This is a genomic window from Halovivax asiaticus JCM 14624, assembly GCF_000337515.1.
Classification (GTDB): Archaea; Halobacteriota; Halobacteria; order Halobacteriales; family Natrialbaceae; genus Halovivax; species Halovivax asiaticus.
This window is the reverse complement of sequence record NZ_AOIQ01000021.1, coordinates 440,698-460,303: the sequence shown is the minus strand read 5'-3', so window position 1 is coordinate 460,303 and position 19,606 is coordinate 440,698. Positions and strand designations below refer to the sequence as shown.

The 19,606-nt window shown below is 64.1% G+C and carries 24 protein-coding genes; 15 read left to right on the top strand and 9 right to left on the bottom strand.

The features are described 5' to 3' along the window. A partial coding sequence (locus C479_RS14855; RefSeq protein ID WP_007704324.1) for an endonuclease III domain-containing protein occupies positions 1 to 462 on the top strand: 462 nt, incomplete at its 5' end. Between the two features lie 84 nt (positions 463 to 546). Here the strand turns inward: C479_RS14855 and C479_RS14850 are convergent. After that, a complete protein-coding gene (locus C479_RS14850) occupies positions 547 to 801 on the bottom strand; it encodes a hypothetical protein (RefSeq protein ID WP_007704322.1) in 255 nt (84 codons plus the stop codon). A 712-nt stretch (positions 802 to 1,513) separates the two neighbouring features. On the opposite strand from C479_RS14850, the gene C479_RS14845 reads away from it, so the two are divergent. After that, positions 1,514 to 1,957 (top strand): PH domain-containing protein, encoded by a 444-nt coding sequence (locus tag C479_RS14845; RefSeq protein WP_007704321.1) that lies wholly within the window; start codon positions 1,514 to 1,516, stop codon positions 1,955 to 1,957. Between the two features lie 30 nt (positions 1,958 to 1,987). On the opposite strand, the gene C479_RS14840 is transcribed toward C479_RS14845, so the two are convergent. Continuing rightward, entirely contained in the window at positions 1,988 to 3,925 is a 1,938-nt protein-coding gene (locus tag C479_RS14840) for a beta-CASP ribonuclease aCPSF1 (RefSeq protein ID WP_007704319.1), read from the bottom strand. Positions 3,926 to 4,244: 319 nt separating this feature from the next. Between C479_RS14840 and C479_RS14835 the strand changes: the two genes are divergently transcribed. Beyond that, a complete protein-coding gene (locus C479_RS14835; RefSeq protein WP_007704317.1) occupies positions 4,245 to 4,742 on the top strand; it encodes a hypothetical protein in 498 nt (165 codons plus the stop codon). A 109-nt stretch (positions 4,743 to 4,851) separates the two neighbouring features. Beyond that, complete coding sequence (locus tag C479_RS14830) at positions 4,852 to 6,153, top strand: helix-turn-helix domain-containing protein (RefSeq protein WP_007704315.1); 1,302 nt, start codon at positions 4,852 to 4,854, stop codon at positions 6,151 to 6,153. A gap of 62 nt (positions 6,154 to 6,215) precedes the next feature. Here the strand turns inward: C479_RS14830 and C479_RS14825 are convergent, their stop codons facing one another. From C479_RS14825 to gvpA, 3 genes are all read right to left on the bottom strand, one after another. Further along, entirely contained in the window at positions 6,216 to 6,551 is a 336-nt protein-coding gene (locus C479_RS14825; protein WP_007704311.1) for a CHY zinc finger protein, read from the bottom strand. Between the two features lie 104 nt (positions 6,552 to 6,655). Then, a complete protein-coding gene (gene gvpO, locus C479_RS14820; protein ID WP_007704309.1) occupies positions 6,656 to 7,174 on the bottom strand; it encodes a gas vesicle protein GvpO, halophile-type in 519 nt (172 codons plus the stop codon). A 23-nt stretch (positions 7,175 to 7,197) separates the two neighbouring features. Continuing rightward, positions 7,198 to 7,491: a gas vesicle protein GvpA gene (gene gvpA, locus C479_RS14815; RefSeq protein ID WP_007704306.1), complete on the bottom strand. Its 294-nt coding sequence runs from the start codon at positions 7,489 to 7,491 to the stop codon at positions 7,198 to 7,200. Between the two features lie 276 nt (positions 7,492 to 7,767). On the opposite strand from gvpA, the gene C479_RS14810 reads away from it, so the two are divergent. The 7 genes from C479_RS14810 (at position 7,768) to gvpM (ending at position 11,748) form a co-directional block, all read left to right on the top strand. Beyond that, the gene (locus C479_RS14810) at positions 7,768 to 8,394 is read left to right on the top strand and encodes a GvpL/GvpF family gas vesicle protein (RefSeq protein WP_049907377.1); all 627 of its coding nucleotides are present in this window, start codon (positions 7,768 to 7,770) and stop codon (positions 8,392 to 8,394) included. Further along, a complete protein-coding gene (gvpG, locus tag C479_RS14805) occupies positions 8,391 to 8,645 on the top strand; it encodes a gas vesicle protein GvpG (RefSeq protein WP_007704304.1) in 255 nt (84 codons plus the stop codon). The genes C479_RS14810 and gvpG overlap by 4 nt, the downstream gene beginning before the upstream one ends. Before the next feature lie 115 nt (positions 8,646 to 8,760). Continuing rightward, a complete protein-coding gene (locus C479_RS14800; protein ID WP_007704303.1) occupies positions 8,761 to 9,603 on the top strand; it encodes a hypothetical protein in 843 nt (280 codons plus the stop codon). Next, on the top strand, positions 9,600 to 10,073 hold the full coding sequence (gene gvpJ, locus C479_RS14795) for a gas vesicle protein GvpJ (protein ID WP_007704302.1): 474 nt from the start codon (positions 9,600 to 9,602) through the stop codon (positions 10,071 to 10,073). The genes C479_RS14800 and gvpJ overlap by 4 nt, the downstream gene beginning before the upstream one ends. Then, on the top strand, positions 10,070 to 10,411 hold the full coding sequence (locus tag C479_RS14790; protein WP_007704301.1) for a gas vesicle protein K: 342 nt from the start codon (positions 10,070 to 10,072) through the stop codon (positions 10,409 to 10,411). Before gvpJ ends, C479_RS14790 begins: the two co-directional genes overlap by 4 nt. Beyond that, positions 10,408 to 11,412: a gas vesicle protein GvpL gene (gene gvpL / locus C479_RS14785; RefSeq protein ID WP_007704299.1), complete on the top strand. Its 1,005-nt coding sequence runs from the start codon at positions 10,408 to 10,410 to the stop codon at positions 11,410 to 11,412. Before C479_RS14790 ends, gvpL begins: the two co-directional genes overlap by 4 nt. 3 nt (positions 11,413 to 11,415) lie before the next feature. Further along, complete coding sequence (gene gvpM, locus C479_RS14780; RefSeq protein WP_007704297.1) at positions 11,416 to 11,748, top strand: gas vesicle protein GvpM; 333 nt, start codon at positions 11,416 to 11,418, stop codon at positions 11,746 to 11,748. A gap of 247 nt (positions 11,749 to 11,995) precedes the next feature. On the opposite strand, the gene C479_RS14775 is transcribed toward gvpM, so the two are convergent. Further along, positions 11,996 to 12,208, bottom strand: coding sequence for a hypothetical protein (locus tag C479_RS14775; RefSeq protein ID WP_007704295.1), 213 nt, complete (start codon positions 12,206 to 12,208; stop codon positions 11,996 to 11,998). 586 nt (positions 12,209 to 12,794) lie between these two features. Between C479_RS14775 and C479_RS14770 the strand changes: the two genes are divergently transcribed. The 3 genes from C479_RS14770 (at position 12,795) to C479_RS14760 (ending at position 16,078) form a co-directional block, all read left to right on the top strand. Beyond that, positions 12,795 to 14,579, top strand: coding sequence for a DNA mismatch repair protein MutS (locus C479_RS14770; protein ID WP_007704294.1), 1,785 nt, complete (start codon positions 12,795 to 12,797; stop codon positions 14,577 to 14,579). A 119-nt stretch (positions 14,580 to 14,698) separates the two neighbouring features. Next, the gene (locus tag C479_RS14765; protein ID WP_007704292.1) at positions 14,699 to 15,355 is read left to right on the top strand and encodes an HAD family hydrolase; all 657 of its coding nucleotides are present in this window, start codon (positions 14,699 to 14,701) and stop codon (positions 15,353 to 15,355) included. Positions 15,356 to 15,442: 87 nt separating this feature from the next. After that, complete coding sequence (locus tag C479_RS14760) at positions 15,443 to 16,078, top strand: helix-turn-helix domain-containing protein (RefSeq protein WP_007704290.1); 636 nt, start codon at positions 15,443 to 15,445, stop codon at positions 16,076 to 16,078. 48 nt (positions 16,079 to 16,126) lie between these two features. On the opposite strand, the gene C479_RS14755 is transcribed toward C479_RS14760, so the two are convergent. Together C479_RS14755 and C479_RS14750 are read right to left on the bottom strand one after the other, a co-directional pair. Further along, on the bottom strand, positions 16,127 to 16,594 hold the full coding sequence (locus C479_RS14755; protein WP_007704288.1) for a MaoC/PaaZ C-terminal domain-containing protein: 468 nt from the start codon (positions 16,592 to 16,594) through the stop codon (positions 16,127 to 16,129). Positions 16,595 to 16,660: 66 nt separating this feature from the next. Next, positions 16,661 to 17,653 carry a glutathione S-transferase family protein gene (locus C479_RS14750; RefSeq protein WP_007704287.1) on the bottom strand — a complete coding sequence of 331 codons (993 nt, stop codon included), beginning with the start codon at positions 17,651 to 17,653 and terminating at the stop codon, positions 16,661 to 16,663. A 189-nt stretch (positions 17,654 to 17,842) separates the two neighbouring features. Here C479_RS14750 and C479_RS14745 point away from each other — a divergent pair, with 189 nt between their 5' ends. Next, complete coding sequence (locus tag C479_RS14745; protein ID WP_007704285.1) at positions 17,843 to 18,868, top strand: DNA methyltransferase; 1,026 nt, start codon at positions 17,843 to 17,845, stop codon at positions 18,866 to 18,868. 57 nt (positions 18,869 to 18,925) lie between these two features. Here the strand turns inward: C479_RS14745 and C479_RS14740 are convergent, their stop codons facing one another. After that, on the bottom strand, positions 18,926 to 19,582 hold the full coding sequence (locus C479_RS14740) for a potassium channel family protein (protein ID WP_007704275.1): 657 nt from the start codon (positions 19,580 to 19,582) through the stop codon (positions 18,926 to 18,928). Between the last annotated feature and the right edge of the window lie 24 nt (positions 19,583 to 19,606).

Sequence of the window (19,606 nt, the reverse complement as noted above, 5' to 3'; positions counted from 1 at the left end):
CGGATGATCCAGGAAGCGGCCGAGTGGGTTCGCTCAGAGTTCGGAGCGGAGACTGCGTTCGACGCGTACGTCAGAGAAACGGAACCGGCCACGGTCAGAGACGAACTCCTGTCCGTCCACGGCGTCGGGCCGAAGACTGCCGACTGCGTGTTGCTCTTCGCCGGTGGGCAGGACGGAGTCTTTCCCGTCGATACGCACGTCCACCGGATCAGTCGCCGGCTCGGCATCGCCCCACCCGAAGCGGATCACGAAGGGGTCCGCGAGGCGCTCGAAGCGGCCGTCCCGGGCCCGAAGTGCGGCTTCGGTCACACCGCGATGATCCAGTTCGGCCGCGAGTACTGCAGTGCTCGCAAGCCAGCGTGCCTCGATGGCCCCGAGGCCTGTCCGCTCGCTGCGGATTGTGATCGGGTCGGCGTCGATATCGAGGCTCAGTCTGTGGTCGATCCAGCAGAGGCGGACTGACGCAGGGTCGGGTTCTGACACCCCGTCGGAACGGCTGCCGTCCTCGAGATTCTCCCTGCTTTGCCACTGCAGTACTGATCGCTCTTAACCGCCAATCGGCCCCTCACCGCTATCAACACACGATTTCAGTCGCTCCGAGAACTCGGAGAGGTTCATCGCGGCAGCACAATCCGGACAGCAGAATCGCTCTGCGGTCCGGTAGTCGTGCGAGAGCGCGGTCGGCGGCTCGGAGACGAGCCGAAAGAGCCGCACGGGTGCCACGTCCCGATCGCACCGGTAGCACTCCCGACCGTGAGTCGAATCGCCGGTTCCGTCGCTCGTTCGCTCGACGGATTTCATCCGAGCACCTCGCAGTTCTGCCGCTCGAACTGATCGAGATGACTCGGCCCCATCCCAAGAAGCTGAAGTGAGCGACGGGTAGCGATACAACTCTCTAGGCAACGGGCGTGCGAGACCTTTTTGTCTCGATGGTGTGTTTCGGAACATGGCAACCAAATCGCTGCGCGGTTTGGAAGCCACGTCTCGGGTGCCCAAACACCTGGGGCATTTCTACCCCAATTGAGTCCGTGGCTCCCGTGTGGATTATTGACTCGATGTATAATATAGTTACTGGTTGAAGGGTAGAAACAATAGTGGATGCCGAAGTGAACTCGCCAGGCTACGTTTCGGAGGACCCACTCAGTGGTTCGGTCGGGCCATTCGATTGGCAATAGGCGCTCGATTGTGTAGCGGTCGGAACGCACCGCGAGAGACGATCGTAGCGTTACTCGTCCCCAGTCGCATGTCGAGCAGGTGACTCCCGGAGAAAAATGTTCCCAGTCTCCGATCGGTCGATCAAACTGGACGACCATGGCTACCCGGTATTACCCGCCCTCACACCAATATACCCGCCACAATAGTTTAGAAAACAAAACATCTCGGCAAAAACACTTTTTATAGTAAAGGGAAGAGCCGTATCCGGATGTCGAAAGCAAAATCAGCAGGCGGGGGACCGGGAAGTTTCGAACAATCGGGCACGGGACGGGAACAATACCTTTTCGATGGTGAAGATGTGCTGATCGATGCACGACCGGCGTGGACCGCGTGGATGATCCACCTCGTCGTCGCGATCGTCGCCGGTCTCGGCGGACTCCTCGCCGACGAATCCGGGATGCAGCTCTTCGGAATCCTGATCGCGGCGGCGATCGTCGGCTACGTCTGGTTTCAGCGCAAGAAAGTCCGGTATCTCGTGACCGACAGGCGAATTCTCGTCGTAACGGGAATCAGTTCCAGATCGACGAACGAGGCCTGGATGGTCGATGTCCGCGGCATGCAGACCGGCGCCTCGTTCATGGAACGACTGCTCGGGCACGGACACATCACGGTCTCGACCGATATCCTCTCCCAGGGATCGCTACTCGCCAGCCGACTCAACGGGATGACCCTCGGCGGCATCGGAAACTACGAAGAAGTCGCAGCCGTGATCCGAAAGCGACAGGCCCAGGAAAAGCACTAACGTAATACGGCGGCTTCGTGGGCGATCGAACTACAGGAACCGGAACGTCTCCAGATTTTTCGGCGCGAACGTCCGCATGTTGTAGTCGTGGTACAGCGCCGAGGAGAGGTCCTGTACGGACCGTTCGTCGCCGTGGACGCAGAGGACCTTCTCCGGGCGCGGGTTCATCGTCTTCACGAAGTTCTCGAGGCCGGCGCGGTCGGCGTGGCCGGAGAACCCGTCGACGGTTTCGACGTTCATGTTGAGCGAGAGGGTGCCGCGGCCGCCGCCACTGTTGTCGTGGCGACCGATGTCGGAGACGGGAATCTCGTCCCAGCCGTTCTGGATGCGCCGACCAAGCGTCCCCTGGGCCTGGTAGCCGACGAAGGTCAGCGTCGAGTCCGGATCGGGCCCGATATGGCTGAGCCAGGACATGATCGGGCCGCCGGTGACCATCCCCGACGTCGAGAGAATGATACACGGCTCGCCGTCGACGACGTCCTGGCGTTCCTCCTCGCCGCCGTCGATGTGGTTGAACTGCTCGGCGAGGAACGGATTCTCGTCGTCGTGGAAGATGCGATCCCGGAGGTCGTCACGGAGATACTCGGGATAGGTGGTGTGGATGGCCGTTGCCTCCCAGATCATCCCGTCCAGATGAACCGGCATCGTCGGGATGTCGCCCTCGCGCATGGCCTCCTCTAAGACGAGCATGATTTCCTGGGAGCGACCGACGGCGAACGCCGGGATGACGACCTTGCCGTCGCGCTCGTAGGTCTCGTTGATCACCTCCGTCAGGTTGCGCTCCGAGTCGGCCTGATCGGTCTGGTAGTCGTTTCGCCCGCCGTACGTGGACTCGAGGACGAGCGTCTCGACGCGCGGGAAGTCGTTGACGGCGCCGTTGAACAGCCGGGTGTCCTCGTAGTGGATGTCACCGGAGAAGGCGACGTTGTAGAGGCCGTCCCCGATGTGGAAGTGCGAGACCGCGGACCCGAGGATGTGGCCCGCGTTGTGGAACGTGAGCTTGACGTCCGGCGCGATGTCGGTGACGTCGCCGTACTCGAGCGGGATGCAGTGTTTGATGGCCTCGCGAACCTGCTCTGACTCGTACGGTGGCGTGCGGCCTTCCTTGGCTGCGACGTCCAGGTAGTCGAGCGTGAGCAGGCCCATGAGGTCGCGGGTGGGTTCCGTACAGTAAATCGGCCCGTCGTAGCCGTATTTGAAGAGAAGGGGGATGAGCGCGGAGTGGTCGAGGTGGGCGTGGGTCAGGACGACCGCGTCGATCGTCTGCGGACCGGCGCCGAGTGCCTCCGGCGCGTGGAGATACGGCACCTCGCCTTCCGCTCCGGGTTTGTCACCACAGTCGATGAGGATCCGGGTTTCGGGTGTCGACAGGATGAACGCTGCCCGGCCGACCTCGCGGCTACAGCCAAGCGTCGTGATGCGGACGTACTCGTCGTCAGACATCTCTTCACGGTGGATCTGGCGGCCGACTCGTTCGAGAACATCACGGCGTTCGTCGCGTTCGTGTTTGAGGAAATTCCTGACGTTCGATACCGTCGAGGATTCGATCGGCGGCGTTCGGACGACTTCGGGCGTCCAGCCGACGGTCTTGGTGATCTCGCGAAGCGTCGAGCCGTGGCGACCGATTACCATGCCCGGCTTCGCCGCTTCGATGACCACCTCGCCGGTATCGGCGTGGAAATCCAGATCTTCGACGCCGGCGTCGTCCGGGATCACGTCCATGATCTGCTCGCGAGCTTCCTCCGGCCGGGAGAGGACGCTCGGATCCGGTCGCACGGTGATCCGCTTGCGGAGTTTGCTCGCCAGTTTCCGAACGAGGTCTCCCTCCTGGGCGAACTTTTTCGGATCGTGCGTGTAGACCACGAGTTCTGGGCCTTCGTACTTCACCGACGACACCGAGATATCGCTCGGCAATTCGCTGGTGATCTCTGCTTTCAGATCGTCGAGTTGCTGCTCTACAGTACTCATAATCGCAGGTGGTCGGTTCGCCGGAGGTGGGAACGGACAGCGGACGAGGCGACCCGTCTGGGCCCGGATCAGCGTGACGCCGTGACATAACGTCGACGGACGTGACGCCGCTCACTGGCTCTCGGACGAGGCCGCTGTCACCCACGGAACTGTCGGACCGGTACATCGTGTCACGACTGTCGTTGGATGACGAAGACGCCCACTGGATTCCGATCGACGCGGGAGGACTCCAGCGAGAACCCGCTTACTCCGAGATACTCAATCCAGCATATAAAAGCCTTCGCAAACGTCAGGGTCCGTCGCACCCAATCGGTGGCACATGGACCTCACACCGGAGCGTGTCGCGGCGGAACGTGACTGGGTACGCGATCGATCGGATCGCATCGTCCCGTTGATCAACGACGTTCGATCGGCCCTCGCGACCGAGTTCGACACCGCTGTCGACCCGGTCACGGCCACGCAGTACCGTGCCGCTGTCGACCAGGTGTTCGCCGATGGCGACCTCGCCGTAAACGTCGCCGCACTCGTCGCCATCCTTCGTGAGATCGACGTCGAGGGAGACTATCCGGGCTTCGTCGTCGACGAGCTACTGGGCCGCGAACTGGCGGCCACGATCGGCGGAGCACAGCCGTTCAGAACGCTGGGAGAGGCGACGTTTCACTACGCCGACGTCGGAGTCCACGGTGAGGGGGACGAGCCAGCTGGACTCGACGACCTGGACGCGGCACTGGCAGCGGGCTTTCAGGAACGCATTCCGGGCTGGTCCTGGACGGACGAACCGAGTCCGTTCAGTATCGAACCATCACAAGAGCGGTAACAGAGCGACCCCGAAGAGCAACGACTGAGCGGGCCCCGATTTCGGCCCAACGGTTTACACATCAGAGGGGAAGACCTATTACGGAGACAGCCATTTGCGCCGACCAGTCATGCACTCGTCCACGTCGTCACTCACCGCCCTCGCCGTCGGGCTGGTGCTCCTATGCGGACTCACCGTCGGGAGCGCAATCGCCACGACAGGCGGACAGGCGACCTTCGTGGACAACACCACCGAGGAACTGACAGAACCATCCGAAGAGCTAGACGAATCCGCGGAGGACCTCGTCAACTCCTCCGAGACCCTCCTCGACGACACCGAGACCACGGTGGACACGTCCGAGGAACTGAACGAGACAGCCGACCAGTTGAACGAATCGGCAGCCGAAGTGACGAGCGGCGCCGACCCCGGAACGGAGCTACTCGAGGACACCAACTCGACCGACGAAGACGGCAGCCTCGATGGCGGGATGGATCTCGATGGGACACTCACGGAGGTCGAGTCGGTTCTCTCCCTCGAAACACAGTCGAACGAGTCGGTGATCGCTGCCCGACTCGACACTGTGCTCGGCCAGACGAATTCGTCAGTTACCGTCGAACTCGGTTCCGAATCCACGGCCGACGACGGGTCGGAACCGACCGACGACGAGACGGATCGATCCGAGGCGATGGTCCCACCCGCGAGCGGCTCGGGCGATGCCGTCGACGCAGGCCTGGTCGGCCTGCTCGGGGGTCTTTCGCTCCTCGGCGGGATCGGGGCGGGAAGTGGCGCGGGTGCCGGCGGGGCAGGGGCGGCTGGGGCGACGGGTTCGCTCTTCGGACAGACCGCCGGGTCGGTGATTCGGCTTCTCGGCAGTGTTTCAGGCCTGGCAGGGAAACTCCCGCTTAGTCTCCTTCGATACAGCCGCTACGATGACTCCGATCCGCTGGAACACGAGACCCGCCGTGCCATCTTCGACTCGATCGAGCGCGAGCCCGGTCGCTACCTCACGGCCCTCGAATCAGCCCACGACGTCTCGCTGTCGACGATCCGCCACCATCTCTCCGTGCTCGAAGACGAGGGACTCGTCGAGGCGAGAAAACAAGGTGGAAAACGCCGGTACTATCCCGCCCAGACCGACGGTGTCGAACTCGCCGCCGCCCTAGACGAACCGGCGAAGGTCGACATCCTGACGACGCTCGAAGCGGTCGGCGAGGCCCACAACGGCCGGCTCGCCGACGAGCTCGGGCTCGATCCGAGTACCGTTTCTCACCACGTCTCGACACTCGAATCGGACGGTCTGATCGAACGGCGACGCGACGGGCGCACGATCATCAACACGCTCGCACCAAACGTCGAGAACGCCCTCGGCGATCGAGCCGAAACCGATCTGACGACGACACACCGCCCGGTTCGCGTCCTCAGTGACGACTGAGTCAGCGATGGACTGACGACAGCGGCCGGTTCGCTTCCGGCGACACTCACGCGATCTCGAAGTCACTCCGTTTCGAAGTAGCGGTCGCGGTGAGCCCGACAGCCCGGGTTGAACGCCGCGTCACACGCCGGGCAGCGATTGGCAGCGTCGAAGTACGCCCCCGGAGTCAGCGTAGCGCCGCACACACCACACAGCACTGCCGCTTCGTCGAACCGGGACCGGGGCCACACCTGCGCCTCGTGGTCGGTAACCGCCTCGTGGCACGCGTGGCAGGCGTAGTACGAGTCACAGCAGCCAAACCGAAGGGCGACGACGTCCCGATCGCTATCGTAGTGGGCACACCGGGTCTCGGCGTCGAGATCGACGCCGCAGACTGGGACGCCGTGAACTGATTTCACACACGGACGGATGCCAGGTTCGACCCTGAATGTTCTGGTCGGTAGCGATGGCGATCGAGGAGGGCGTGGTGACCAGACAGGCAGTGTGCCCGCCGAAACCCGAATTACTGGACGGGGTCGAACGCGGTCGTGTCCCCTCGCCGATACCGGTCGAGTCGGCGGTAGCCCTGTACCGTGCCGTTCTCGTCGAGATCGATCCGATAACGGCCGATGACGTCCTGCGTATCGGGGACCGCCTTGCGTTCGATCACCTCGACGACGGCGGTCCAGCCTTCCTCGGCGGCCGTTATCTCGGAGACGCCGTCGAACGGATGGCCGACGAGGTCTCCAGCCGACGATTTGACGGTCTGGCGAATCGAGAGGAGCCCCTCGATCTGCTCGTCGGCCTCCTCTGCAGTCACCTCGATTTCGTCAAGTTCCAGTTCGGACTCGTCGACTGCGTCGCCACTCGACTGGTCTGTCTCGCTCGATTCGTCCTCGGAAGCTGTCTCGGCGTTGCTCACGGTTGAATCACTCTCGTCGTGTTGATAGCAGAAGTCGCCCGAACCAGCGGTCCGTGAACAGCGCTCACCGTCCGCGGTGAGGGCGATACACTGACCGTCGGAGGTCGCCGTCTGTGCCATACGTTACACCCGAATCTGTGCCGTCACGATGTTTCAGCCGTCGACATCGGCGAGGACTCCGGCCGGCGCTCGATCTCGAGTTCCTCCAGATCCTCGAGTTCACCGTCCGAGACGGCCCGTTCGATCTTGGCGATCTCGTGGGCGTAGTGCAAGAACGTATCGACGGAGGCCACGACAACCCTCGCCTCGACGGTGAGGAGTTCGATGCCAACGACGGAGACTCTCGCCCAGACGTCGATGACGACGCCCTTGTCGAGGATCCGGTCGAGAACCTCCGCGAGGCTCGAGGAATCTGGCCGGCGTTGTGGTGAGGTCATGCGTCGGTAGTCCCCCAGCACGACGTATCACGATTGACGTGGCACTCGCAGGCACTATGGTAAGGGACCGCCGCGTGGCACTCCGTCGTGACTCGCGCGGTCGAAGAACGGCCGTGAGTGCCCGATACTCCCCATGAGATACGAGACAGCCACCGACCAAACAGCCGTACCCACCGTTGCTCGCTTCCGAACGGGACAGCACCGAAGTGATCACACCGCAGGACACCGAGAGACGACGCGATTCAGGGTGCAGGCACGATGTCGAGAGGCGGGACGATGAGCCGACCGTACGTGTACGGCGTCGTCGACAAAGACGAGACCATCGAGTTCTCGGTCGATGGCGTCGGCGACGGCGACAACGTTTATCCGATCGCCGATCGATCGATCGCTGCCCTCGTCTCAGACATCGAGTCAGCCGAGCCCGAACGGTCGGACGAGAACGTCCGCCGCCACGACGAGGTCTTAAGAGCGGTGATGACGACCGACGGGGGGCGAACCGTCGTCCCGATGCGCTACGGGATGGTGTTCCGCGACGAAGAGACACTGAAGAACGTCCTCTCCGGCGCCCGCGACGCGTTCGAAGACGCACTCCGAACCGTCGGAGGTGCCGAGGAACTCGGCGTCTCCGTCGTCACGCCACCGTCCGGGTCGGTAGACGAGGCGGCGATCACGGCGACCGTCGAGGACGAACTCGAACCGCTCGCCCGTGACGTCGTCCAGAACCGGCTGTTCAGCGATCGACTCGTCTGTAATCGATCGTTCCTCGTCGATCGCGACGACAGAGATGCCTTCGACGAAGCGGTGGGGCGCCTGGAGGAGCGCCACGACAGCGCAATCGTCCGTTACACCGGACCGTACGCTCCCTACAGCTTCGTCGACATGAAAATCGGAGCCCAGCAATGATCGTCATCGACGACCTGCTGTTCCGACCGATCGTCGGCCTCGCGAACACCTTGCGAACCACGGCGCTCGACGAACTGTACGACGTCGAGGAGATTCAGGACGAGCTCTCGGAGAACCGACTGCTCTACGAGCTGGGTGAACGCTCACGTCAGGAGTACGAAGAAACCCGAGATCAACTGGAGGCGGATCTAGAGGTCGCAGAAGAGGTCCACGAGTGGCTCTCGAGCGGGCGCGTGGAGGTGAAGCGGTGATTCTGGAGCTGCAGGCCGGTACCCCTCGAATCGAGAGGGGTCGGAGCGATCCCGGGTGCGGTTACTGCCACGATGACAGAACGAACCCAGCCACGACACCAGCGATGATTCAGCCATGACACCAGCCACCGGCGACAATCGAGACGCAGACGAATCGACACTCGAGGCAGTCACGACTGCCATCACGGACGAAGTCAGCGAGTCTCCCGGCACGGATCTCCAGGCGGTCGTGACGATCCTCCAGGAGGCAGAGACCGTCCTCGAGGCGATCGATGTCGAAGCACTCCCCGAGGCGGTCGACGCCGACGCGATCCGAGACGCGATCGAATTCGGCGAGATCCCCGACGCACTTCGGGGCGACGAGAGCGCCGACGCCGTCTCACTCAGGAAGGTGATTCAGGCGATCGATCTGGGTCGAACCCTGGCCGCGATGGACGTCAACCAGGTCTGGGAAGCGAAACGATCGATCGAGGGTGCGACGGACGAACTCGGTGGCGACCGGTCCGATGGTGATGACGACGGACTGCTGGGCGGAATGCTGGATAGTGCCGGCATCGACGGCGAACTGGTCGATACTGAGCTGGTCGACACCGCCGCAGAAGAACTCAAAGACGATGTCGATATAGAGAGTGGCGACCTCTCGGCGTATCAGGCCGTCATCCAGCAACAGGCGATCGAGGGCGTCGACGCGTTCCGCGACGCCCTCCTCTCGACGCACGGGACGTTCGAGCGGATCGTCGAGACGAATCGGGAACTAATGCGCCGCCGGGACCGCCAGCCGAACTCGCGCAACCCGACGGCCGTGTCGACGCTCCCGACGGGCCGAGCCGACGTCGCGTCAGTGCCGAACTACGCGACGATCCCGCGGACCATTCGCCACAGTGACGGCCCGACGCGGTCGCACATCTACGGCGACCGGTTCAGACGCGAGCGCGAAAAACGGAGGGAGAACCGATGACGGACTTTCAACCCAGTCGCCAACAGGCGGACCTGGCCGACGTCCTCGAACTCCTGCTCGACAAGGGAATCGTCATCAACGCCGACATCGCCGTCTCGATCGGCGATACGGAACTCCTCGGCGTGCAGTTGCGGGCAGCCATCGCCTCGTTCGAGACGGCGGCGAAGTACGGCCTGGCCTTTCCGGAAGGCACGGACATGGACCGACTCGCAGCCGCCGTCGACGAACCCGAGTTGGCAGAGAGCGACCGCCCGAACATCCCGATCGACGCGACCCGCGGCGTCAACGTCACGGGCGAAGATGGTCGGATCCAGCGCGACAGTTCCACAGCCGATCGAGAGCATACGCTCGACGAGTTCGAAGACGACGACCACGCATCACCGGGAGGCGAGGACGATGGGTCACCGAAAGACGAGGGAGAGACGCCACGACAATCAGCCACTGACTCACAGACGGAGGACGACGCATGACGACGATCGACGTCGACGGGGAATCAGCCGCCGACGGGCTCCTGACGCTCGTGCTCGCGGTCGTCGAGATTCTGGTCGACGCACTGGAGCGGGAAGCGATCAGGCGGATGGAGTCAGGCCGCCTGACCGACGACGAGGTGGACAGACTCGGTCAGCAGCTGGCCGCGATCGAAACGCAGATCGAGGAGATCGAAGCCGATCACGATCTGGGAGACGACGTGGCGAACCTCCGCGGTGATCTTGACGACCTCGTCCGAGACGCGATCGAACGCCTCGGTGAGACGGACGGAGACGACCGAAGCGTCGCGGATCAGTTCCTCGCTGGTGATCGACCGTGACCGACGAGGATCGTCGCACAACGACCACAGCCGCGGCCGATCACGGACTCGACGAGGGCCGATACCTGTACTGCGTGGTGGCTCTCCGCGGAAGCGACGCCGGACGCGAACGCGATACTGGACGTGAACACGACGTCGCGTCGTTCGATGTGGCGGGGGTCGACGACGAACCGGTCTCGATCGTCACCAGCACGGGAGAGCGGTGGGATGGCGGCCAGACACCGGAGAGCGTAGAAGCGGGCATCGGTGCGATCGTCCACGACTGCGAGGAACTCTACGACGCGGCGGATCCACGGTTGCTCAAGCGATGGCTCGTGCAACACCAGCGCGTCGTCGACGAAGCCACCGCGCAGTTCGACACGCCGATCCCGTTCCAGTTCGACACCATCCTCCGGGGTGGTGACGGCGGCGTCGGCTCGTGGCTCGAAGCAGAGTCCGAAACGCTTCGTCGGGCGCTCGACACAGTCGCTGGACTGTGCGAGTACCGAATCGTCGTCGGTCGAACCGAGCCGATACCGACGGCCGCGATCGTCACCGAAGACGACGAACTCGCAGCCCTCGAACCCAGAATCGATGCCGCCAGCGAGGGAACGGCTCACCTCCTCAAAAAACAGTACGAGCAACAACTGGACAGCCGCCGTCGGGAACGAGACCGGCAGCTCGTGGCCGGGCTCGAAGAACGCCTCGAACCGCTGGTGGCGACGTTGCAACCCCTCGATCGACGACCCTCGGTCTCACTCGCAGACGTCTCGAGCACGACGGAGGCAGGTAGCGAGGATGATGCCACAGGGGACGAGGTCACTGACGACGGTGAGCCGATCTGCCGGTACGCGGTCCTCGCGAGCGACGACGCGATCGACGAGGTCGGCTCGCTGCTCGACTCGGTCGCCGACCGCGACGGTATCACCGTCCGGTTTACGGGCCCCTGGCCCCCGTACTCCTTCGTTCCAGCGTTCGACGAGGATTCGGACGAGCCCCCACGGCAGACGGAGGTGCCCTAGGCCGTGGAACCGACGACCGACGAGGCGCTCGTGGATCTGGTCGACGTATTGTTGCGCGACGGCGCCGTCCTCAGAGCCGACGTGATCGTCACCGTCGCAGACGTCCCGCTGATCGGTATCAGTCTGTCCGCAGCGATCGCCGGGATGGAGACGATGAACAAGTACGGCATGTTCACGGAGTGGGACGGATCGATGCGGGCGAACGCCATCGCTCGCCGCCAGTACGCCGAGGACGGCCGACCGCGACACCGAGCGATACCCAGCCGAGAGCGCGTGGCAACGGCCGCGGGCGAGCGGCGACGACCAGGCCCAGCAGATTCAGACCCCGAAGAGTGAGCGGGAAAGACCACGGTGGGATCCGACGCGGCAACGACGGAGTCACGTGAGAAACGGAGCCGTCACCGAGAGTGGCGAGGAGGAATTCGGTCGATAGTGTGACTCGAGCGACGGCGTCGCTGGTAGTGGGTTGGGGAGACGGCGAAGTTGGTAGCCTGAAGTCAGGTGTCTGCGAAATTGGTAGCCTGAGTCGAGTGACGGCGTGGTTCGGCGGGAAGTGACGGCGAGGGGCAGGCGACGGCGTACGTTAGGCGTATTTCGGCCGTTCGGTCGTCACGGTGATGTCACCGTTGACCTCCACGTCGTTGTCGTCTGACCGGGCGTAGGTGCCGGTCGCGTTACAGAGCGTACACTCGTAGCGCTCGGAGATTTCGTTGATCACCTCCCCGTCCTCGAAGTAGACCCGGCTCCTGACGATCTGGAGGAACTGGGCCGTCTCACAGTTCGTACACTCGATCATACACCTACTGGGGCGGAGAGAGACGTAGTTATCCAGCAGGTACTGGACGGGGCCGGACGCAGGCGGGCGATTAGACGGGGACTACCAGCGCCCAGTCGGTGAAACGACCGATACGTTTTCGACGCTCGGATCCCTCGAAGTGAGTACTCGATACTGCTCTTGGACTGGCATACCGAGTCGTCTCATCGAATCGCGATACGTATTATCTGCCAGCAGCAGCCGGTACGAACCGCCTACGGCGCCACCGATCGGAGTAGGAAGTCGCCAACGACGGCGGCGAATTGCCAATAACTCCATAACAAAAGGGTCCGAACGCGAGAGGTCAGATGCGGGGCGGACGCCCCGCGTCGGGTGCGGCCTCGGCTCCGCCCACCATGCGCCCACCGGCCCGCCAGGGCTCGCGCCCAGTACTCAAGTGGACTCGCCCCCGCTTCGAGTGCGCTCATGTCTCTCACGCCAGGGCGGGAACGCCCCGCCCCTTCCCCCTACCCACGTTCCACAGTTCCATCCACGACCACGCAGCGATCGGTGCGTGCACTCGGCGTGGATCCCACCACGTTTGTACCCCCTTCCCCATACCACGGATATGCGACTGGAGGAGTACTGGGGAGTCGGTCCGAAGACGCGGGAGCGACTCGTCGACACACTCGGTGCCGATCGAGCAGCGACGGCGATCGAACGAGGTGACGTTCGGGCGCTCACCGACGCCGGCCTCACGCGTGGGCGTGCGACACATATCCTTCGCCGGGCCACGGGCAACGACGGCATGGAGACGTTAGCGACGGCCGACGCCAGGGAGGCGTACAAGGACGTCCTCGATCTGGTCGTCGAACACGCGCTGACCGAACGAGCCGCGGATCGGATCCGGATTCTCACACCGCTAATCGATCCGGCGGCGATGGAATCGCGGCTCGACGACGTCGAGCGGGCCCGGGAAGTTTGGGCCGCGCTCTCCGACGACGACCAGCGTGCGGTGCTGGCCGCGTACGACACCTACGACGAACGGGACGGAACGGAACTCGCCGCCGTCGAGACGGCCATCAGCCTCGCCGAGATCGGCGTCGACGACGGCCCCTTCGAACCCGTCTCGTCGCTCGATCCCGAGGCACTCGCCGATGCAACGACCGCGCTGGAAGCCAGTGCCGGTGACCGGATTCAGGGCGACGTCGACGCGGAACTCGACTCGTTGCGGACGGCACTCGATTCGCTCGAGGGGTTGGACGCCGACACGCTCGTCTCGGAGTTGCGCGACGGCGGCGTGACGGACGTCGATCGGTTCCGCGAGGCGCTCGAAGATCGATTGCTGGCCGAAACCGATCTCACCATCGACCGCATCCGAGAGGCGATGGCGACGGACGCGGCCGACGCCGCGGACTTCGTCGCCCAGACGCTCAGACAACTGCGCATCTCAGTGCAATCGGCGGCCGACGAGCGGGAAGAGGCGGTGATCACGGACGTCGAGTCGACCGTCGAACGCCACCGGGATGCCATCGACGACGCCGTCACGGCGGTCGACGAGATCGCACTCTCGCTCTCTCTGGCCAGGTTCGCCGACGCCTACGACTGCACGCGACCGACGTTCGCCGACGCCGACGACGCGGCGATTTCCGTCGTCGAGGCCCGGAACCTCAGACTCGCCGCGGAGGCAGACGAGTCGGTGCAGGTGATCACGTACGCACTGGGCTCCCACGACGTCGAGTCCGGCCCGGATGCGGCCGGCACCCCCGGCGACGAGCGCGTCAGCGTGCTGACCGGCGCGAACAGCGGCGGGAAGACGACCCTCCTCGAGACGCTCTGTCAGGTGACCGTCCTGGCGAGTATGGGGCTCCCCGTCCCGGCAGCGCGAGCCGAGGTGACGCCCGTCGACTCGCTCGTCTTCCACCGGCGCCACGCGAGTTTCAACGCTGGCGTCCTCGAATCGACGCTCAGATCGATCGTGCCACCGCTGACCGACGACGGCAAGACGCTCATGCTCGTCGACGAGTTCGAGGCGATCACAGAACCCGGTCGGGCCGCCGACCTGTTGCTCGGGCTGGTGACCCTGGCCGTCGACCGCGACGCACTCGGCGTCTTCGTCACCCACCTCGCCGAGGACCTGGATCCGCTGCCCGACGCGGCACGCGTGGACGGCATCTTCGCCGAAGGGTTGAACCCCGAACTCGAACTGCGCGTCGACTACCAGCCCCGGTTCGACACGCTCGGACGGTCGACGCCGGAATTCATCGTCTCCCGACTGGTCGCCAACGCCGACGACCGCACCGAACGCGTCGGCTTCGAGACCCTCGCCGAGGCCGTCGGTCAGGAGATCGTCCAGCGAACCCTCGCCGACGCGCGGTGGACCGACGGGAGTTCGTCGACGGTCGGCGAGTAGTGTGCCCCTCCGGCTTCGTGCACGGTCCACGCACCGGCTGGACGTGGGTCTGGATCAGCCGTCGCCCGATCTTCTCGGCGACGTAACGCAGAAATTGGTCGAGCCCGTAGGAAACATCGATGCGATACGACGCCCTCGTGTTCGACAACGACGGGGTTCTCACCACGCCGACTGAGCTGGCGGTGCTGGAACGGGCAATGGCGACCGCGTTCGAGCGCGTCGGCGTCGCGGAGCCACCAGCCGAACACGTCGAGACGCTGATCGGGCCGACCGTCGACGGCTTGCAGTCGGTCGCGCGGACCCACCAGGTCGATCCACACGACCTGTGGGCCGCTCGCGAGGAGGCGGCGATCGACGCCCAGCTCGAGGCGATCCGGGCGGGCGAGAAACGCCTGTACGACGACGTCGCGACGATCGCCGACCTGTCGGTGCCGCGTGCCATCGTCAGCAACAACCAGCACGAGACGATCGGCAACATCGTCGAACACTTCGAACTCGACGGGTTCGACCCGTGGATCGGGCGCGAGCCCACGCTCGAGGGAATCCGTCGCAAGAAACCGCGACCGTACTACATCGAACGGGCCGTCGAGGCCCTGGACGCGTCGAACCCGCTGTACGTCGGCGACAGTCACAAAGACATCACCGCGGCCCGCGCCGCTGGCATCGACGCCGCGTTCGTCCGGCGCGATCATCGAGCAGAATACGAACTCGAGACCGAACCGACCCACGAACTGTCGTCGCTCGACGGGCTCGCGTCGCTCGTGGCCAGCGAGTGAGTCCGACGGAGTGACGGCGGTAGGACCGTCGTGACACGAGGGTTCGCCGGACGCTGGATTGATTGCCGTTCGACTCCCAGTGGTTGTATGATCGAGGAGTGTCTCGTGGTCGAGTTCCGTGTGACGGGCGACGGGTGCCCGCTCGCGGAGGCGTCCGCGGCCGTCGAGGCACCGATCGACGCCGCCCCGCCGCTCGATCGGGCGAACGGAACGACCTTGTTGCGATTCTCGACCCCCGATGGCGAGGTCGGAGAGGTGCTCGACGCGGACGACCGGATCCGGTACCTCCACCGCACCACTGGCGAGCAGGGGACGACGTTCCGCTGCGTCTCCACGGAGCGCTGCGTGGTCCATCGCTTGATCGACCGCGGTTTTCTCGTCGAATCGATTCGCTATCGGGACGGGAGCGAGCGCCACGTCGGCGCGGTTGTGGGGCAGACTGTTCTCCAGGACGTTCTCGAAACCGCCGGCGAGACGGTCGGCGTCCAACTGGTCCGGCTCACACCACTGGGCGAAGACGACGACTCGCCCATCGTGTCACGATGGAACCTGACCGCTGGCCAGGCCGAGGCTCTGGAAACGGCCCACGAGATGGGCTACTTCGAGGTCCCCCGACGAAACGACGCGGCCGCGGTCGCCGCCGAGCTGGGCGTCTCGAAGTCGGCGTTCCTCGAGCGGTTGCGACGAGCTGAGGGGACGCTACTGGAGCGGGCGATGGAATAGGGGCAGCCGCCCAGAACGGTCGATGGGGAGTATCGACGAACGCAACGGCTATTCTGCGTCGCGGCGCTTGAACAGGAACTTCATGTCGCCCTCGAAGACGGAACGGCCGTCATCGGTGGTCATCGTGGTGTCGATCTCGACGTAGCCGGCGTCGTCGCGGCTGTCGAGTTCGCGCAGTTCGGTCACCTCGTACTCGCCGCTGATCGTGTCGTCGATGTACATCGGGTTCGGGATGTCCATGTAGTTCATCCCGAGGAAGGCGACGACCGTGCGCTCGACGATGCCGGTGCGCTGGAAGAGCCCGGTCGCGACGATGAACGTCATCGGGCCGTGGGCGATCCGCGCGCCGAAGGGGCCGTCCTCGGAGTACTCGGCGTTCGTGTGCAGTTCGGTCCAGTCGCCGGTGAACATCGAGTGAAAGACGAAGTCCGACTCGGTGATCGTCCGGGCGGCGCTCTCGAACGTCTGGCCCATCTCGAGATCCTCGAAGTAGTGCGGTTCGTAGCTGTAGGGCATACTTCGATAGAGTTCACCTATCGTGATAATACTTATCGAAGTGATCGCCAGGGCGTGGCTCGGTCGTTACGGCGAGGTGGCCAGCGGGTCGCGGTCGGTGAGCCGATCTCGGTCGTGTGGCGCCTCGAAGTCGAGATCGGGGCCACGGGCGACGATCCGGTGTGGGTTCACGTCCGGGTGGGTCGTGTAGTAGTGTTCGGCGATGTGGTCCATCCGAACCGTCTCGGCGACGCCTGGCGTCTGGTAGACGTCCCGGAGGTACGGCCAGAGGTTGTCGTAGTCGACGATTCGGTTGACGTTGCACATGAAGTGCGTGTGGTAGACCTGGTCGAAGCGGACGAGGGTCGTGAACATCGCGACGTCGGCCTCCGTCAGTCGGTCGCCGGCCAGGTAGCGCTGGTCGGCCAGGTGCTCGTCCCAGCGATCGAGGGCGCCGAAGAGGTCGTCGATCGCCTCGTCGTAGGGCCCCTGATCGGTCGCGAATCCGGCCCGGTAGACGCCATTGTTGATGGGTTCGTAGATGGCGTCCATGATCTCGTCGACCTCGTCTTCGAGCCCGTCCGGGAGCAGCGTGCGATCGGCCGTCCCGAGATCGGCGAAGGCCGTCTCGAATATTCGCATGATTTCGCGCGACTCGTTGTTCACGATGGTGTCCGTCTCCCTGTCCCAGAGGACGGGGACGGTGACCCGGCAGGTCGCTTCGGGGTCGGATCGAACGTACAGCTCTCGCAGGTAATCGGCGTCGTGAACGCGATCGGGCGTACAGCCGTCCTTTTCGGGGGTGAACTGCCAGCCGCCTTCGTCGCGGAACGGGTCGACGACCGACACCGAGATTACGTCTTCGAGGCCGAGCAGACGCCGCGCGATCAGCGTTCGGTGCGCCCACGGGCACGCGTAGGAGACGTACAGGTGGTATCGGCCAGCTTCCGGCTGATACGCCGCGTCGGGTCTGTCTCGAACCCAGTCTCGATACTGAGTCTCCTGACGGTCGAACGACCCCGACTCGTCCGTCGCTTCGAAGGCGTCGGTTCGCCACTCGCCGTCGACGAGCATGTTCATCACCGGCGCTAGGGGCTCACCGTATTTAGGCACTCAACTGACATCGATGTAACCGCCCCCAGTCGGTACTCGCCCGCACAGGCCATCACCGATGCATCCCACCGGTTCGATGTCGGGACGAGACTCGGGGAACGACGCGAACGGGCGACGGACACAGCGTTTATGCGACGGGGGGCGGGACATCTCTCCATGGACGAGGGGGACCGGCACCGACAGAGTCGGCTGTTCACCGACGAAGACGGGTCGTTCGACGAGTCGCGTGCGCGCGAAGAAGCCTTTCCCGTCGAAGACGGTGAGGTCGTCGACACGGACGAACTCGCCGATCACCAGACGTACCTGGAGGGTCGGGGGATCTACGACGAACGAAATCGAGTCAACGACCTCACCGGTCGCGAGTGGAAGTACGCGACGAAGTCCGTCATCACGGACCGGTATCCGCCCGACCTCCAGCACGACCTGCGAAGCGAACACGGTGGGCAAAAACCGCCCAGGCTGTGTACGGACCTCATCGAGCGATTCAGCTCGGCCGGAGACCGTGTTCTCGATCCCTTCGCCGGTGTCGGCGGCACGCTCCTCGGGACGAGTCTGTGCGAACACGAGGGGACGGGCCGGCGAACCGCGGTCGGATTCGAACAAACGGAACGCTGGATCGACGTCTACGAGACGGCCCTGGAGCGTGAAAACGCCGAGCGCCGGGCTCGCGGTGAACCACCGCTTGCCGAACAGGACATCCGTCATGGTGACTGTAGGACACTGATCGAGGACGTCGACGCGGATAGCATCGACCTCCTGTTGACCGACGTCCCGTACTGGCACATGGACGACCTGGAACAGACGCGCAACGCGGACAACGTACGCGAGAGCAAACTCGATTCGTTCGACGACGGCGAAGACGGGACCGCGACGCAGTGGGAATCGAAGGCCGATTGGCTGGCGGACATGGGCGAGTGGTTCGCATCGTTCACCGACGCCGTGAAACCGGACGGCTACGTCGTCGTCTTCATCGGCGACATGTACCGCGACCAGTCCTACGAATTTCTCTCGGCGGATCTCGCCCGGTCCATCGGCGAGGCGGCTCCGCTCACACTGAAGGCCTCGCTCGTGTGGTACGACCCGACCAAAGACTTGCACGTCTACGGCTACCCCTTCTCGTTCGTCCCGTCGATGGTTCATCAGAACGTGCTCGTCTTCCGAGTAGAATCCACCGACACGTGACCGGTCGTGGACGAATCAGTGACCAGAACGCGGAGGAACCGTTCGCAGCGAACGCACTCAAGCGGCGGTAAACTGGGTTCGCAACGACTCGACGGCGGAGTCGTCCGTGATGATCGCCAGTTCGTCACCAGAGGCGAGTTCGATGCCGGGAAGCGGAATCGTCAGCGATTCGTCTGCGCCCCCGTGGGCGTAGACGCGGACATCAGCCGGGAGGTCGAGTTCGCTCAATCGCCGCCCGATCGCCGGGGAACCGGCTTCGACTTCGACGACACGTAGCTGGAGGTCGGTCGCGAGTTCAGTCACGACGTTGAAATTCCCGCCCAAGAGTGCGGTCTTCGCTCCGGCCGCGCCGAGGCGTTCCGGATAGATGACGTCGTCGACGTTCTCGGCGTACCTGTCGTACAGTTCCTCTCGATAGTCTTCGTCGATTCGGAGGACGGTTCGACAGCCGTGGTGGTCACCGATCATACAGGCGGTGAAGTTGACGTTCAGGTCCGGGGTGAACGCACCGATCGCATCGGCCGTTTCGATGCCCGCCTCTTCGAGAACGCGTTCCTCGTCCCCGCTGCCGATAATTGCGTCGAACCCGGCGTTCGTCGCCCGGTCGACGCGATCCGGGTCGGAATCGACGATCGTGACCCGGTGACCTTCGGTCGAGAGGATTCGCACCGTTCGCCGCCCGACGCGGCCATATCCCACGATAACAATGTGCATGGGAAGCGGTTCGGGCCCATCACA